Source organism: Halomonas salinarum (assembly GCF_012062845.1).
Taxonomy (GTDB): Bacteria; Pseudomonadota; Gammaproteobacteria; order Pseudomonadales; family Halomonadaceae; genus Onishia; species Onishia salinarum.
Genome location: NZ_WWNB01000002.1, coordinates 226,905 through 241,691 on the forward strand (window position 1 = coordinate 226,905; position 14,787 = coordinate 241,691).

Annotated in this window: 12 protein-coding genes and 1 pseudogene; 7 read left to right on the forward strand and 6 right to left on the reverse strand. The window is 65.6% G+C overall.

Annotated features, from left to right (window positions below):
• Positions 1-12: 12 nt before the first annotated feature.
• Both HF027_RS02570 and HF027_RS02575 read left to right on the forward strand, forming a co-directional pair.
• A complete protein-coding gene (locus HF027_RS02570; RefSeq protein ID WP_168012569.1) occupies positions 13-1,266 on the forward strand; it encodes a ribonucleotide-diphosphate reductase subunit beta in 1,254 nt (417 codons plus the stop codon).
• Positions 1,267-1,615: 349 nt separating this feature from the next.
• The gene (locus tag HF027_RS02575; protein WP_245184451.1) at positions 1,616-2,332 is read left to right on the forward strand and encodes a glutaredoxin; all 717 of its coding nucleotides are present in this window, start codon (positions 1,616-1,618) and stop codon (positions 2,330-2,332) included.
• Positions 2,333-2,439: 107 nt separating this feature from the next.
• On the opposite strand, the gene HF027_RS02580 is transcribed toward HF027_RS02575, so the two are convergent.
• Positions 2,440-3,111, reverse strand: coding sequence for a rhomboid family intramembrane serine protease (locus HF027_RS02580; protein WP_168012573.1), 672 nt, complete (start codon positions 3,109-3,111; stop codon positions 2,440-2,442).
• Between the two features lie 162 nt (positions 3,112-3,273).
• On the opposite strand from HF027_RS02580, the gene HF027_RS02585 reads away from it, so the two are divergent.
• The 3 genes from HF027_RS02585 to HF027_RS02595 are packed head-to-tail and all read left to right on the forward strand — an operon-like array spanning position 3,274 to position 4,465.
• A complete protein-coding gene (locus HF027_RS02585; protein ID WP_245184453.1) occupies positions 3,274-3,630 on the forward strand; it encodes an efflux RND transporter permease subunit in 357 nt (118 codons plus the stop codon).
• A 10-nt stretch (positions 3,631-3,640) separates the two neighbouring features.
• Positions 3,641-3,847: a DUF3565 domain-containing protein gene (locus tag HF027_RS02590; protein ID WP_168012575.1), complete on the forward strand. Its 207-nt coding sequence runs from the start codon at positions 3,641-3,643 to the stop codon at positions 3,845-3,847.
• A gap of 54 nt (positions 3,848-3,901) precedes the next feature.
• On the forward strand, positions 3,902-4,465 hold the full coding sequence (locus tag HF027_RS02595; protein ID WP_168012577.1) for a DNA polymerase ligase N-terminal domain-containing protein: 564 nt from the start codon (positions 3,902-3,904) through the stop codon (positions 4,463-4,465).
• A gap of 7 nt (positions 4,466-4,472) precedes the next feature.
• Here HF027_RS02595 and HF027_RS02600 read toward each other — a convergent pair whose 3' ends face one another.
• A complete protein-coding gene (locus tag HF027_RS02600; RefSeq protein ID WP_168012579.1) occupies positions 4,473-5,138 on the reverse strand; it encodes a cupin domain-containing protein in 666 nt (221 codons plus the stop codon).
• 200 nt (positions 5,139-5,338) lie between these two features.
• Between HF027_RS02600 and HF027_RS02605 the strand changes: the two genes are divergently transcribed.
• Entirely contained in the window at positions 5,339-7,159 is a 1,821-nt protein-coding gene (locus HF027_RS02605) for a monovalent cation:proton antiporter-2 (CPA2) family protein (protein ID WP_168012581.1), read from the forward strand.
• Positions 7,160-7,163: 4 nt separating this feature from the next.
• Positions 7,164-7,292 (forward strand): annotated as a pseudogene (locus tag HF027_RS02610) (DUF808 family protein); the annotation flags it as partial.
• Between the two features lie 42 nt (positions 7,293-7,334).
• On the opposite strand, the gene HF027_RS02615 reads toward HF027_RS02610, so the two are convergent.
• From HF027_RS02615 to HF027_RS02630, 4 genes are all read right to left on the reverse strand, one after another.
• The gene (locus HF027_RS02615) at positions 7,335-9,683 is read right to left on the reverse strand and encodes an ATP-dependent DNA helicase (RefSeq protein ID WP_245184455.1); all 2,349 of its coding nucleotides are present in this window, start codon (positions 9,681-9,683) and stop codon (positions 7,335-7,337) included.
• On the reverse strand, positions 9,680-11,425 hold the full coding sequence (locus HF027_RS02620; RefSeq protein ID WP_168012583.1) for a VRR-NUC domain-containing protein: 1,746 nt from the start codon (positions 11,423-11,425) through the stop codon (positions 9,680-9,682). The genes HF027_RS02615 and HF027_RS02620 overlap by 4 nt, the downstream gene beginning before the upstream one ends.
• Before the next feature lie 63 nt (positions 11,426-11,488).
• The gene (locus tag HF027_RS02625) at positions 11,489-12,883 is read right to left on the reverse strand and encodes an MFS transporter (protein WP_168012585.1); all 1,395 of its coding nucleotides are present in this window, start codon (positions 12,881-12,883) and stop codon (positions 11,489-11,491) included.
• A complete protein-coding gene (locus HF027_RS02630; RefSeq protein WP_168012587.1) occupies positions 12,880-14,517 on the reverse strand; it encodes a GGDEF domain-containing protein in 1,638 nt (545 codons plus the stop codon). The genes HF027_RS02625 and HF027_RS02630 overlap by 4 nt, the downstream gene beginning before the upstream one ends.
• Positions 14,518-14,787: the final 270 nt, after the last annotated feature.

The window sequence follows — 14,787 nt, forward strand, 5'->3', positions numbered from 1 at the left end:
GAGGAAGACGAGATGCTGAACTGGGACGAATTTCACGAAGACGATACCGCGGTCGCCGAGCAGCCGAGCGAAGCCACGGCCGCGCCGGCGCCGGCTCCTACGCCCAGCGCTGAAGCGCCCACCCCGGAAGCCGTGGCGGAGAGCGCAGGCGCCTACCAGATCGCCGAGCAGGAACGCCAGGCGCGCGCCAAGCAGTCCCTCGAGGAGCTCGACGTGGCCGCCGGCCTCGAGGAACTCGAGATGGGCGCCAAGCGCATCGAGGTCGACCAGAAGCGCATGATCAACGCCCGCGCCGACCTCAACCAGCTGGTGCCCTTCAAGTACGAGTGGGCGTGGCAGAAGTACCTGGATGGCAGCGCCAACCACTGGATGCCTCAGGAAGTGAACATGAACGCCGACATCGCGCTGTGGAAGAGCTCAGACGGCCTCACCGCCGACGAGCGTCGCATCGTCGAGCGCAGCCTGGGCTACTTCTCCACCGCCGATTCGCTGGTCGCCAATAACCTGGTGCTGGCAGTCTATCGCCTGATCACCAACCCCGAGTGCCGCCAGTACCTGCTGCGTCAGGCCTTCGAGGAAGCGATCCACACCCACGCCTATCAGTACTGCGTGGAGTCACTGGGCATGGATGAAGGCGAAGTCTTCAACATGTACCGCGAGGTGCCCTCCGTCGCCGCCAAGTCTGCCTGGAGCCTCAAGCACACCCAGTCGCTGTCGCGCCCGGACTTCAACACCGGCACCCCGGAGACCGACCAGGAACTGCTGCGCAACCTGATCGCCTTCTACTGCGTGACCGAAGGCATCTTCTTCTACTGCGGCTTCAGCCAGATCCTGTCCATGGGCCGTCGCAACAAGATGACCGGTGTCGCCGAGCAGTTCCAGTACATCCTGCGCGACGAGTCGATGCACCTGAACTTCGGCGTCGACATGATCAACCAGATCAAGATCGAGAACCCGAACCTGTGGACGCCGGAGTTCCAGGACGAGGTCACCCAGATGATCCTCGAGGGTACCGAGCTCGAGATCGCCTACGCGCGTGACACCATGCCCCGCGGCGTACTGGGCATGAACGCAGCGATCATGGAGGAGTACCTCCATTTCATCTGCAACCGTCGCCTCGCACAGATCGGCTTGAAGGAGCAGTTCCCGGGTGCCAAGAACCCCTTCCCGTGGATGAGCGAGATCATCGACCTGCGCAAGGAGAAGAACTTCTTCGAGACCCGCGTGACCGAGTATCAGGTCGGCGGCGCGCTGAGCTGGGACTGAGTTCGCCACACGCATGGCGTAACGTCTGTTGCACGAAACACCCGCCAGCCGGCGGGTGTTTTTTGTCGGCCATATCCGCTGATCAATAGATGCCACCAGCGTCATGCTGTCAATCGCCATGGCCATGACGGCCGAGTCTCCCCCATCGACACCTGAATGACCCCGAGCGTCCCCACCTTGTCGGCAAGGGTTGCTTGACCCTTGTGTGGCACAAAGGTTCTAGGATGAAGGCATCAGGCTGAAGACAACCGGATTCGGCCTCCCTCTAGCGACTACGAGGAGATTGATGCCTATGAGTACCAGCCCTTCAACCTCGCCTTCACAACACGAGACGGCACGCGTGTACCGCATGAAAACGGACAAGCATCTCTGTCCGTTCGGCCTGAAGACCGTGGACCTTCTCAAGCGCAAGGGCTACCGGGTCGACGATCACACGCTCGAATCGCGCGAGGCCATCGAGGACTTCAAGCAGGAAGCCGATGTCGACACCACCCCGCAGGTCTATATCGGTGAAAAGCGCGTGGGTGGCTATGAGGAAGTGCGCGAGTATCTGGGCTTGAGTGTGCCCGGCGAGAAGGAAACCACCTATCAGCCGGTCATTGCCATCTTCGCGACATCACTGCTGATCGGGCTGGCAGTGAGCTGGACGGCGAGCGACACCCTCATTTCAGTGCGCATGCTGGAGTATGCGATTGCCACTGCCATGACCCTGCTGGGGCTTCAGAAGCTGCAGGACATCGAAAGCTTCAGCACCATGTTCCTGAACTATGACCTGCTCGCCCAGCGCCATGTGCCCTATGGCTACCTCTACCCGTTCGCCGAGACCCTGGCGGGTATCCTGATGCTGGCAGGCGCCTTGATCTGGCTCGCCGCCCCCTTGGCGCTGTTTATCGGCACGGTGGGCGCCATCTCGGTGTTCAAGGCCGTCTATATCGACAAGCGCGAGCTGAAGTGTGCCTGTGTGGGAGGCAACAGCAACGTGCCGCTGGGCTTCGTCTCATTGACCGAAAACCTGATCATGCTGGCCATGGGGCTCTGGATGCCGTTGAAGCTGTTGATCCTCTAATGACCGGCCACCCCCTCATGGCCATGGGAAAGGCGTCCCCCTCCGGCCCGCCTCGGTGGAGCGCTGAGGCACCGCCCCGGGCGCCTGGCGGGCGAGCACCACGCCCACTAGCCGTGCCGCCCGTCGACGGGCGGGGGCCGCTGCCGCCAGGCGAGCATCAGGACCAGCCCTGCCAGCATCCCCGCCAGGTGGGCGAAGTGAGCCACGCCCTGGCGGGTGCCGGAGATGCCGAACCACAGCTCGACCAGCCCGATGACGATCACGAAGTACTTGGCCTTCATCGGAATCGGCGGGATCAGCAGCAGGATGTACTGGTTCGGATAGCGCATGCCGAAGGCCAGCAGCAGCGCGTAAACGCCGCCCGAGGCCCCCACCGTGGGAGCGAAGTCCCCCGCCGACACCACCACCAGCTGCACCGCCCCCGCCGCCAGCACGCAGAGGACGTAATAGGCGGCGAAACGCCGACTGCCCCAGTCACGCTCCAGGGGACTGCCGAACATCCACAACACGAACATGTTGATGGCCAGGTGGAAGAAGCTGCCGTGGAGGAAGGCATAGCTGAGCAGCTGCCAGAGGTGAAACTCGCCCGGCGGCATGTCGAGGAGCAATGGGAGGGTCGCTGGGGCGTCCCCCAGTGGCCAGAGCGCGAAGTGCTGGAACATGGGCCGCGGCAGGATCAGCTCGACCAGGAAGATCAGGCCATTCACCAGCAACAGCAGGCCGACCACGGATATTCCCTGAGGTCGACCTACCTCGCGATGCTCGCTATCACGCACCATCCTATCCTCCCGCCCACCAGTCGGCTCCTCTCAGGGTGGACACTGGGCCTCCCTTCGCGCAACCGCTCTTCGCAGCGACGCGCGACGGACCGCTGCCACCGCCCACCAGAAGGCAGCAGGGCCGAGACTCGCGCCGCTTCATGGCGGCCCCGCCTCGATGGCGTGGCCCTGGGCCTGCTGGCCACCCGCGCCAATTTCGGCTTCATGGTGCTGCTGGGCATCTACAGCCTGGCCGGCATCATCATCAACAACGCCATCGTGCTGATCGACCGTATCGACATCGAGCGGGCCGATCCCGCGCTGTCCGGGCGCGACGCCGTGATCAAGGCCTCGGCCCGGCGCCTGCGGCCGATCCTGATGTCGGCGATCACCACCATCCTCGGCTTCCTGCCGCTGATCCTCGGCCGCGACCCGCTGCTGCGCCGCCTCGGCATGGCGGCCTTCGACGAGGCGACCCTGGTCGAGATCGAGGCGGTGGTCGAGGCCCACCTGCGGCGCTATGCCGCCCCGGAGGAGTGAGGAGCTCACCATGCGTCAGCCCATCGTCGGCTATCACCGCGACGAGGAAGGCCACTGGGTGGCCGAACTGGCCTGCGGGCACCAGCAGCACGTGCGCCACCAGCCACCCTGGGTCGAGCGCCCCTGGGTGACCACCGCGGAAGGCCGGCGCTCGCGCCTGGGCCTTCCGCTCGAGTGCGTGAAGTGCGAGCGGGGCGAGCCCCGGGACCTGCCCTGACGCCCGCCCCGATCCGCTAGACTGAGGGACAGGCCGCCACCGGAGCCACTCGCCATGTCCCGATCCCTCGCCCGCCATCGAGCCAGGCACGACCCGCACCGGGGCGGCCGCGACGACGGGCCGATCTTCGTCATCCAGCAGCACGACGCCTCTACCCTCCACTACGACTTCCGCCTCGAGGTCGAGGGCGTGCTCAAGTCCTGGGCGGTCCCCAAGGGCCCCTCCACCGATCCGCGGGACAAGCGCCTGGCCATCCCCACCGCGGACCATCCCCTGGCCTATGCCGACTTCGAGGGCGTGATCCCCGCGGGCCAGTACGGCGCCGGCAGCGTGCTGATCTGGGATCGCGGCCACTACCGCAACCTCCAGGAGAGCGAGGACGCGCCCTCGATCGCCGAGCAGCTCGCCGACGGCCACGCCACCATCTGGCTGGAGGGGCATAAGCTGCGCGGCGGCTATGCCTTGATCCACACCCGGCTGGAGAAGGGCAAGGACTGGCTGCTGGTGAAGATCGACGACGCGGCCGCGGACGCCCGGCGCAACCCCGTCTCCACCGAGCCCGCCTCGGTCGTCAGTGGGCGCACCCTGGCACAGGTCGCCGCCGAGGAGGAGGACTGAGCCGGTCTCAGGTCGGCGGCAGATGGCCGCTCTTGACGTAGAGCAGCGCCCCCAGCGCCTCGCTAAAAGGCGCATGCCGGCTACCCGCCGGCAGACGCAGCCAGCTGCCGGCCGGATAGGCACCGTCCGCGTCGTGCAGGCAGCCCTCCAGCACCAGGTATTCCGCGCCCCCGGGCAGACCTCGCTCGCCGCCCCGGGTATGCGACGCCCAACGCTCGAGGCGAACCCGCTCGTCCGCGAAGGCGTGCAGCGGCATCACCTCGACGCCCTCGACCCGCCCCGGCCGCCAGGGAGCCGTACGCGTGTCCAGGGCAAGCTGCACGTCATCCTCGGGATCGAACTGATGCAGCTTGACGAAGATCGTCGCCCCCTCGGCGCCAACCCGCGGCGCATGGCGGCTGCCGATCGGGTTGCGCAGATAGTAGCCGGCGGGATAACGACCATGTTCATCGCCGAACTCGCCTGAAAGCACCAGAATCTCCTCGCCACCACCATGCTCGTGCACGGGAAAGGTGCTGTCGGGGGCATAGCGCACCAGTGAGGTGGCTCGGGCCACCTCATCGCCGACACGATCGAGCATCATTCGCTCCACGCCTGACACCGGGGATTCGATCCAGTGGTAGTCATCGGGCCTGACGACCGCCCGTCGAGAAAAATCGGCATTGAGTCGCATCGCAGCACCTTGGGGGTTGAGGAATAGGTATCAGACCGGATTGTCACCCGGCTCACCGCCCCCGTCATCTCGTGATTGAACCGCCGGCATCCGCCGCTGCGCCATCGGGCCCGATTCTTGCAATAAATATTGATGCCCACCTGCGTTAAGCTAGTCGCCGGGCATCATTTCGCCGAATCGACCCAGAAAAGGACCCTGCCTTGGCCATCGACCTGCTCTACAACGTCCTGATCTTCCTCGCCGCGGCGGTGCTCATCGTACCACTTTTCAAGCGCCTGGGGCTCGGCGAGGTACTCGGCTACCTGGCCGCCGGGGTGGTGATCGGCCCCTCGGCGCTGGCCCTGGTGCCGGACGCCGATGCGGTGCTGCAGTTCTCCCAGGTAGGCATCGTCTTCCTGCTGTTCGTGATCGGGCTCGAGCTAAAGCCCTCCCGACTCCAGCTGATGCACCGGGCGATCTTTCGCTTCGGCGGCCTGCAGGTCGCCGTCACGACGCTTGCGCTCTCGGCGGCGGCCTGGGGGCTGGGCCTGCCCCCGGTGGCGGCCCTGGTGGTGGGATTCAGCCTGGGGCTATGCTCCACCCCGCTGGTGCTACAGCTGCTCGGTGAGCGTCACGAGCTGCAGACTCGCCACGGTCGCAATGCCTTTTCGCTGCTGCTGTTTCAGGATCTGGCGGCGATCCCGGTGCTGGCGGCGATCCCGATCCTTGGCGCCGGCTCGCTACTGGCCGCGGGCATCACACCGCTACTCACCGAAATGGCCATCGCCATCGGCGCCTTCGCCGTGCTGATCATCGGCGGACGGCTGCTGCTGCGCCCGCTGTTTCGCTTCGCCGCCGGCACCGAGAGCCGCGAAGTCTTCTCGGGCACCGTGCTGCTGGTGGTGATCGGCGCGGCGCTGCTGATGGCGCTGGCCGGCCTGTCGATGGCACTGGGCGCCTTCATCGCCGGCGTGCTGCTGGCCGACTCCGAATACCGCCACAACATCGAGGCCGATATCGAGCCCTTCCGCGGCCTGCTGCTGGGGCTCTTCTTCATGGCGGTGGGCATGACCGCCCAGATCGGCCTGCTCACCGAGATGCCGTGGATCATTCTTGGCCTGACCGCCGCCCTGCTGCTGGCCAAGGGCCTCTCCGTGCTGGCGGCATCGAAGCTCTATGGCACCAGCTGGAAGGAAGCCACCACGCTTGCCATGCTGCTCTCCCAGGGCGGCGAGTTCGGCTTCGTGCTGCTCACGGCGGCCGGCAGCGCCGCGCTGCTGGATAGCGAGCTGGTCAACCTGCTGGTGCTGGTGGTGTCGCTGTCGATGGCGGCCACGCCGCTACTGTATCTCGTCCACGTGCGCGGCATTCGTCCGCTGTTCAAGGGCAAGCGCAAGAAGCCCAGCTTCGATGAGCCGGTGGACGAGTCGCCCCAGATCATCATCGCCGGCTTCGGCCGCTTCGGGCAGATCATGGGTCGCGCCCTGCAGGGCCTGAAGATTCCCTATACGGTGCTCGACATCAACGCCGACCAGGTCGAGTTCGTGCGTCGCTACGGTAACAAGGTCTACTATGGCGATGCCTCGCGCATCGACCTGCTCGAGGCCGCCGGCGCCGACAAGGCAAGGGTGATGGTCATCGCCGTGGGCGACACCGAGCCCTCGATGCGCATCGTCGCCCAGGTGCAGCGCCAGTTCCCGCACCTGCACCTCTATGCCCGGGCACGCAATCGCTACCATGCTCACCTGCTGATGCGCGCAGGCGTCGAGCACCTGGTGCGCGAACTGCTACCATCGAGCCTGGAGCTGACCCGTGAGGTACTGATCGATTTGGGCGTGACGCGTGATCAGGCCCAGCACACCATCGACACCTTCCGCCCCCACGACGAGCAGGCCCTGCGTCGCCAGCTCGAAGTGTTCGGCAACGAGAAGAAACAGATCCAGACCGTGCAGGAGGCGGCGCGCGAGCTCGAAGCCCTCTACGAGGCCGACGAAGAGATCGTCACCTCGCTGACGCCCCCCTCACGCCCACCACAAGGATGACTCCCTGGCTGGTGCAAGCCTACTGAGCCTGATCGATGACATCGCCACCCTGCTCGACGACGTCTCGTTGATGACCAAGGTGGCGGCCAGGAAGACCGCCGGCGTGCTCGGCGATGACCTGGCGCTGAACGCCTTGCGTGGCCGCCTCGCCTAGCCATGCCGGAAAGCGCCTGCCTCAGGGCAGGCGCCACCAGCCCGGCAGCAGGGCCCTGACCTCGGGCCTGGCGAAGCGATCATCCATCAGCACCACCACGCCGCGATCCTCAGGGGTGCGAATCACCCGGCCGGCGGCCTGCACCACCTTGTTGATGCCCGGGTACTGGTAGGCGTAGTCGAAACCGCGACCGAAGCGCGCCTCGAGCCGTTCACGCAGGGTCTCCTGCCGGGGGCCTACCGGCGGCAGACCCAGGGTGGCGATAAAGGCGCCGATCAGGCGCTCGCCGGGCAGGTCGATGCCCTCGGCGAAGGCCCCGCCCAGTACTGCGAAACCGATGCCCCCCCCACCCGGTACGAAACGCGCGAGAAAGGCCTCCCGGGCCGACTCATCCATGCCCCGCGCCTGGCACCAGACGGGAATCTCGCCATGGGCGTCGCCAAAGCGTACGGCGACCGCTTCCAGATAGGCGAAGCTGCTGAAGAAGGCCAGATAGTTGCCCGGCCTGCGCTGGAACTGCTCGGCAAGGGTCGCGACGATCGGCTCGATGGAGGCCTCTCGATGGGCGTAGCGGGTCGAGATGTCGCGGCGAATGCGCACCTCGAGCTGCTCGCCAGCGAAGGGGGAAGCCACTTCGAGGCTGGCGGTATTGTCGGGCAGGCCCAGCAGGTCGCGGAAATAGCCTCCCGGCGAGAGGGTCGCCGAGAACAGCACCGCGCTGTGGCTGGCCGCGAAGCGCGGTGCCAGGAAGGACGCCGGGATCAGGTTGCGCAGCGCCAGCCGAGCGCGCCCGCGACCGCTGCGGGTCAGCTCAAAGAGCGAATGATCATCGAAGGCCTCGGCAAGGCGGATGAAGGCCAGCGCCTCGAAGAGAAACTCCTGCAGGGCCGGGTCTACCTCGCCGGGATGCTCGGCCAGGTAATCGGTAATCGCCGTCGCTGTCTGGGCGAGCGCCCTGAGCATCGCTGTGGGCGGCGCGGACAGCACCTGATAGTCGGGGTCTCGGTCCATGCCGCCGCCCTTCTGCCTGGCTTCAGCCTTCTTTGCACCTTTGCTCTCGCTCTGGCCCTCCTCTGTGTCGTCCTCCCGGCCCAGGGTCGCCCACTGGCGTCCGAGCCGCGCCAAGGGGCGAGCCAGGGCCGGCGGTGCCTGACGGCGCAACGCGGCAAGACGGCGCTGATCGAGTTCGGCGCTATACATGCCCCGCGCCCGATCGATCAGATTGTGGGCCTCGTCGACCAGCACCCCGACCCGCCAGTCATGGACCTGGGTCAGCGCATACAGCAGGGCGTGAACATCGAAATAGTGATTGACGTCGCCGACCACCACATCGCACCAGCGGGCCAGCTCCTGCCCCAGGTAGTAGGGGCAGACCTGATGCTCCAGCGCCACCTCGCGCAGCGCTGCCCGATCGAGCCGCCCGCGCGCGACGCCGGCCTCACGCGCCGCGGGCAGGCGATCGTAGAAGCCCCGGGCCAGCGGACAGGCATCGCCATGACAGGCCGCCTCCGGATATTCACAGGCCTTGTCGCGAGCGATCAGCTCAAGCACCCGTACGCCTTGCCGTGGCTCAAGAGAGGCATCCAGTTGCTCCAGCGCCTCCAGTGCCAGGCGCCGTCCCGGGGTCTTCATGGTCAGGAAGAACACTCGGTCCAGCCCCTGACGAGGCATGGCGGTGAGCATCGGAAACAGGGTCCCCAGCGTCTTGCCGATGCCGGTGGGTGCCTGGAGCAGCAGCGCGCGCGAGGTGCTCGCCGCCTTGTAGACCGCCTCGGCCAGCGGCCGCTGGCCGGTTCGAAAATCGGCGAAGGGAAAGGAGAACTTACGAAGGGCAGCGTCGCGGCGCGCACGATGCTCGCTTTCCTGCTTGGCCCAGGCCATGTAGCGCCTGCAGTGATCGTGGAACACCGCCTCCAGCTCCGAGGCCGTGCGGGTCTCGCTGAGCCGGGTCTCGCGGCCGCTGCCGAGTTCCAGGTAGACGAGCGCCAGGCTCAGGCGCTCGAGCCCCCGGGCCCGGCACAACAGGGCGCCATAGACATAGAGCTGCGCCCAGTGCAGGGCCCGCTGGTTATCGGCCATGCGCGAAAGATCACCACGATGGGTCTTGACCTCCTCTAGACAGCCTTGTGTCGCGTCGACGCCGTCGGCACGGCCGCTGACCACGAGGGTCTGGCCCGTCTCGTCGACGTGCTGGCCTTCGAGGGCCACCTCGGACTCGAAGGTCGCGTCCGCGGCCCGGCGGCGCTCGGCGATCAGCGCATGGCCGGCGATGCCTTCGCTGGCGGTGGGCGACGGCGTGAAGCGATGATCGAGATCGCCACGCCGGGCGGTGAAATCGCAAAGCGCCCGCACCGCGACCTTGAGGCTCACGGTGTCGGTGCTCTCAGGCAGGCATCAGGCGGTTCTTCCAAGCTGTCTTGCCAGCGCACCTCGCAGACCGCCGCGGGAATGCCCTGCTCGGCGAAGAAGGCAAGCCAGCGGCGCTGGTTGTCCTGCAGCCGATCACCCGGGCCCTTGACCTCGATCAGCCGATAACCGGCGCCACCGTCTGCCTCCGGCCAGAACTGAATCAGATCGGGAAGCCCGGCACGGTTGGCTCGCGGGTCCTCAAGCAGGCGCTCGAAGCACGCCCGCAGATGTGTTGCCGGGATACAGGTAAGCGCGCGTTCGAGCAGTACCTCGTCGAGAATGCCCCAGTGCACGAAGGGCGAGGTCAGGCCCTGCTTGTCCTTAAGGTGCCCGCGCAGGGTGGCAAGGTAGCGGCCATCATCGAGCTCAGCGAGGCAGGCCTCGAAAAGAGCCCGGCGACGGCTGACGAAATCCTCGCGGTAGAGATCCGCCGGCCCGCTATGGAAGGGGTGGAAGAAGGCGCCGGGCAGCGGGGCGAAGATCGCCGGCCAGCACAGCAGGCCGAAGAGCCCGGTGATCAGGGTGTTTTCCACATAGTGCAGCGGAGCCGACTCATGGCCGAGATGATCCTGCACGGCAATCTCCACCCGGCCGGGCGCGGCCGGCAGGGTCAGGGTGAAGTGCTCGGGCGCGGGGGCCCGGTTCGTCGACACCGGCTGACCCAGGCGGCGGCCCAGCCGAGTCACGAGGCGCGCCATCGCCTGCGCCTCGGCGGCATCACGGGGGGCCACCAGGGCCTGAGTGGCAGCATCGAGCGTCGCTTCGATCTCGGCCTCATTTTCCGCGCGACGCTCTGCCAGTCGCAGCGCCCGCACCCGTGCCTCGGGGTGGCTGGAGTGGGGATAGAGCTCGGCGGCAAGTGCGACATCCCCTTGACGCTCGGCCTCGCGGGCGAGTCGGAAGATCAGCCGCCCGCGGCGCGTCTGCAGCCAGGCATTGGAGGGGCGGTCGGGCAGGCTCTCGAGCAGCCGGGGCCACAGCGCGGCCGGCGGCTCACCGGCGTCGAGTCGCTCGCGCAGGCCTTCCAGGGCCAGGTAGGTATCCACCTCGTGACGCGCCTGGAAGGCACGGGAATCGTCGCTGAAGGCGACCCGCTCGAAGCGCTGATGGCCAAGCTCGGCGAGCACGAATTCCGAGAAATCCTGGCGCAGATTGCCAAAGAACATCAGTCGCAGCCGCTCGCAGAGTGGCATGCAGGTGAGTTCCACCACGGCATCACTCTCGGGCGCGCCCCAGCCAATGAAGGAATGAGCATCGACTCGCTGCGGGCTCAGGGCCTCGAATAGTCGCGTCTTGCTGGCGCCTGCCGGCAAACCGGCGGCGCGGATGTCATCCGCCAGCCACAGGCGAAGCTCGGCGAGGGTGGCAAGGCCGAACAGCGCGTCAAGCTCCAGCAGCGGGGCGTCATCAACGACCCCTGCGGCGACCAGCGGCGCCAACGCCAGACAGGGGTCGCCGATCTCGGCATAGCGAAGCTTGGCGAGACGAAAGCGCTGGCCCTTGCGCATCACCATGCGCGTGAGCAGTGCCAGCGAGGCGTCAGGCAATTCTCCGAGACACGCCAGGGTGGCGCGCTCCTCGCCTGTCAGCAAGTCGGGATAGCGCGCGACGACCCAGTCGAGCACGAAGCGAAAGTTGGTCAGGTAGTAGCGGGGATCATCCAGGGAGGCGGTGACCGGCGCCGACGGCGAGGCACTGTTCATTCGTCCATGCTAGCAAGGAAGCCATGATCCCGACCAGCACGCCCGGCCCCGGATGAGACGACCTCAACTCGCTTCCCGCGGTCGCGCCGCGGCCAGTTCGCGGGCTTCCCACTGCAGGGCGGCGCGCCGCCCCCGGGGCTGATCGACGGCCAGGCAGATCAGGATGGCGATCACGAACAGCGCGGCACAGAGCAGGATCGAGGCCTTGAGGCCCACCACCGACTGCAACAGCCCCAGGCCGATGATGCCGATCACCCCGGCAAGCTTGTTGGCCAGGCCCCAGAAGCCGAAGAATTCCGCCGCCTTGTGCGATGGCGAGAAGAGCCCCACCAGGGCGCGGCTCGCCGACTGACTGGAGCCCAGGCTGAGCCCCGCCAGGCAGCCCACCACCAGGAACAGCTGCTGAGGCTCCCAACCGAGGCCCAGAGTGGCGTTGAGCCAGGCGGTCAGTTCCGGCGTGGCCCAGATGGCGAGAATCGCCAGCACCCACAGGCAGAGAGTCAGCAGGTAGGTGGGCTTGGCGCCGAGCCGGTCCTGAATGGCGCCGAAGCCCAGGGCACCTGCCGCCGCGGTGATCTGCACGATGATGAACATCAGGTTGCGGGTCGTGGTGTCCCAGCCGATCACCTGAGCGCCGTAAATGAAGGCGAAGGCGATGATGATATAGACGCCCGCCATCGAGAACACCAGCGAAACCAGGAAGATGCCCAGGTCACGAAAACGCTTGAGCTCATGAAAGGTGGTGCCGACCCGCGCCCAGGCGATGGCGGTGTAGCCGCGGCCCGGCGGCAACCGCTGGGGCGTGCCGCGCTCCTTGAGCCACAGGAAGGTAGGGATGGCCGTGATCAGGAAGAAGCCCGCCGCGAAGGGACCGACCCAGCGGATACGCTCGAAGTTCTCGGCGGTCGCCTCGCCCAGCACCATCAACGTAAAGCCCGCAGCGAACAGGCCGCCCACATAGCCTAAAGCCCAGCCGAAGCCGGAGATCTTGCCCAGTGCCTCGGGCGGGCCGAGATCCGGCAGGAAAGCGGCAATAAACGACTCACCCATCGAGTAGGCGTAGTTGGATAAAACGATCAGCACGACCCCGAGCCATACATAGCCCGGCGCCACGAAGTAGAGCATTGCAGTGGAGGCCACCGTGGCCAGATAGCTTGCGAACAGGAAGCGCTTCTTGGCCGCCGAGAAATCCATGGCCGCCCCGCAGATCGGCCCGGTGGCCACCACCATCAGGTAGCTCAGTGCCAGGGCGGCACTCCACAAGAGGTTGGCGAAACGGTAGTCATCGCCACGGTCGCCAACGATCACCGTGGTGAACAGCTCGCCGAACACCACGGTAATGATCAACAGGGTAAAGGCCTGGTTGGCGAAGTCGAACATCGCCCAGCCAAGGATTTCCTTGCGCGAGGCGCGTGTTGTCTCCGGCAACGCCCCCACGGCCGCCGCGGCTAGGGTCATGCGCCCTCCGTGCCGGCCGGGCATTCCTTGTCGACCTCGACCCGGTTGCGACCGCCGCGCTTGGCCGCATATAGCGCCCGGTCGGCGCGCCGCATGCCGTCCTCGTAATGCCGATCGTCGGGCGCCATGGCGGCAATACCGAAACTGGCCGTCATGCGTAGCGACATATCATCGTAGGGCACTTCAAGAAACTCCAGAGCATATCGAATCCGCTCGGCCAGGGCATAGGCGCCCTCTTCGCCGGTATCGGTGAGCAACAAGGCAAACTCTTCGCCGCCGATGCGTGCGGGAATATCCAGACTACGACACCAGGCGCTCAGCACTTCGGAAGTATATTGGATAACGCGGTCACCCGCAGCATGACCGTGGCTGTCGTTGACGCGCTTGAAATGATCGATGTCGATCAGGATCACCGCCGCCGACTGACCATAGCGCTGATAGCGTTCGAAGGCTTGCTCGAGATGCTGCAGGAAATGGCGACGGTTCCAAAGGCCCGTGAGAGAATCCGTGGTTGCCAGCCGCTGCAGAGCGGCCTCGGCATCCTTGCGATGACCAATTTCCTGATGAATGCCGGCCATCATCTGTGGCCGACCATCCTGGGTCCAGCGAAATACCTTGCCATGTCCCAGTACCCAGACCCATTGCCCATCCCGGTGGCGCATGCGGAATTCGAATTCGTAAAACTCCTCCTTGTGGTGAAAGTGTGCGTTCAAACGCTCAAGGGCTCTGGCCAGGTCATCGGGATGAACAAGCTGCTCCCAGGTCGTAAAACTGATCGGCTCGAGCTCGGCGAGAGAGTAGCCGATGATCTCCGCCCATCGCGCATTGATGATCAGCTCGCCGGTCTGAACGTTCCACTCCCAGGCCCCGGCATGTGTGCTTTCAAGAATATTGGCAAGCCGCAGGCGTTCTTCTTCGAGGGCCTGCTCGAGTTCATGGCGTTCGGTGATATCGCTGATGTAGCCATGATAGAGCATGCTGCCATCCGCCTGTTGCGTTGGCGTCGCGCTGCCTTCATGCCAGCGCATTTCGCCATCAGGTCGGCAGTAACGATACTGGCAGTGCCAGGGATACTGGCCATTCGTCGCCTGCCCGATGCTGTCCATGATGTAAGGCAGATCATCGGGATGGGCGCAGGCGAAGACCGGCGACGCATCCTTCATGGCAACGGCCGGCGAAACGCCGAAGAATTCCTCGAACCGATCGCTGACGTAGGGGAAATACGAGCTGCCATCGGCGCGAATGCAGTACTGAAAAATCACCCCGGGAACATGGCGTGCCAACTGAGCGAGCAAGGAGCTCTTTGCCTGCGGTGGCTCAAACGCAGGCGACGCGATACACAAGCGACGACCATCGACGACGGGGGTCAGGCGCCAGCCAAGTGGCGCTGTCTTGTTAGCACGCAAACGCGCAGGCCACTCACCAGACACATGGCTGGCCAACGCCTCACGGCAAAGGGGAGCATCATCCGGGTGAAGCAAGTCCAGAAACGACGCCCCCACCAAGTCATCCCCGACACTATCGAGTGCCGCCGTGAAGGCGGGATTAGCCTCGAGCACTTTTCCCTCGACACACAGCACGCATATCAGGTCATCCGACTGGGCTAGCAGCGCGGCATAATCGATCTGGCTCATGTCCACCCGACCTTGAACATTTTGTCTCATCCTTGAGCGTAAGCATTACGCCCTGAAGTGCATGACTGAAATGCTGCGACTAGGTGTTGTGACAAAAGACTATAAAATCAAGGCGATGGAATCTGGGCTATGGCACAGGCGCTATCCCTGCGAGCGGTCACTTATTTCTTGCGAGCTATCCCTTTGCCCCATGGCCGAGGCCCTACCGCCCTCATGCACCAGGAGTGCGTTCCAGCGCTGTCGAAACACCTTGCCTCCAGCAGTTGTTAC

Coding starts and splice junctions, on each gene's coding strand:
- HF027_RS02570 (WP_168012569.1), top strand. CDS start 13: ATGCTGAACTGGGACGAATTTCACGAAGACGATACCGCGGTCGCCGAG.
- HF027_RS02575 (WP_245184451.1), top strand. CDS start 1,616: ATGAAAACGGACAAGCATCTCTGTCCGTTCGGCCTGAAGACCGTGGAC.
- HF027_RS02580 (WP_168012573.1), bottom strand. CDS start 3,111: ATGGTGCGTGATAGCGAGCATCGCGAGGTAGGTCGACCTCAGGGAATA.
- HF027_RS02590 (WP_168012575.1), top strand. CDS start 3,641: ATGCGTCAGCCCATCGTCGGCTATCACCGCGACGAGGAAGGCCACTGG.
- HF027_RS02595 (WP_168012577.1), top strand. CDS start 3,902: ATGTCCCGATCCCTCGCCCGCCATCGAGCCAGGCACGACCCGCACCGG.
- HF027_RS02600 (WP_168012579.1), bottom strand. CDS start 5,138: ATGCGACTCAATGCCGATTTTTCTCGACGGGCGGTCGTCAGGCCCGAT.
- HF027_RS02620 (WP_168012583.1), bottom strand. CDS start 11,425: ATGAACAGTGCCTCGCCGTCGGCGCCGGTCACCGCCTCCCTGGATGAT.
- HF027_RS02625 (WP_168012585.1), bottom strand. CDS start 12,883: ATGACCCTAGCCGCGGCGGCCGTGGGGGCGTTGCCGGAGACAACACGC.
- HF027_RS02630 (WP_168012587.1), bottom strand. CDS start 14,517: ATGAGCCAGATCGATTATGCCGCGCTGCTAGCCCAGTCGGATGACCTG.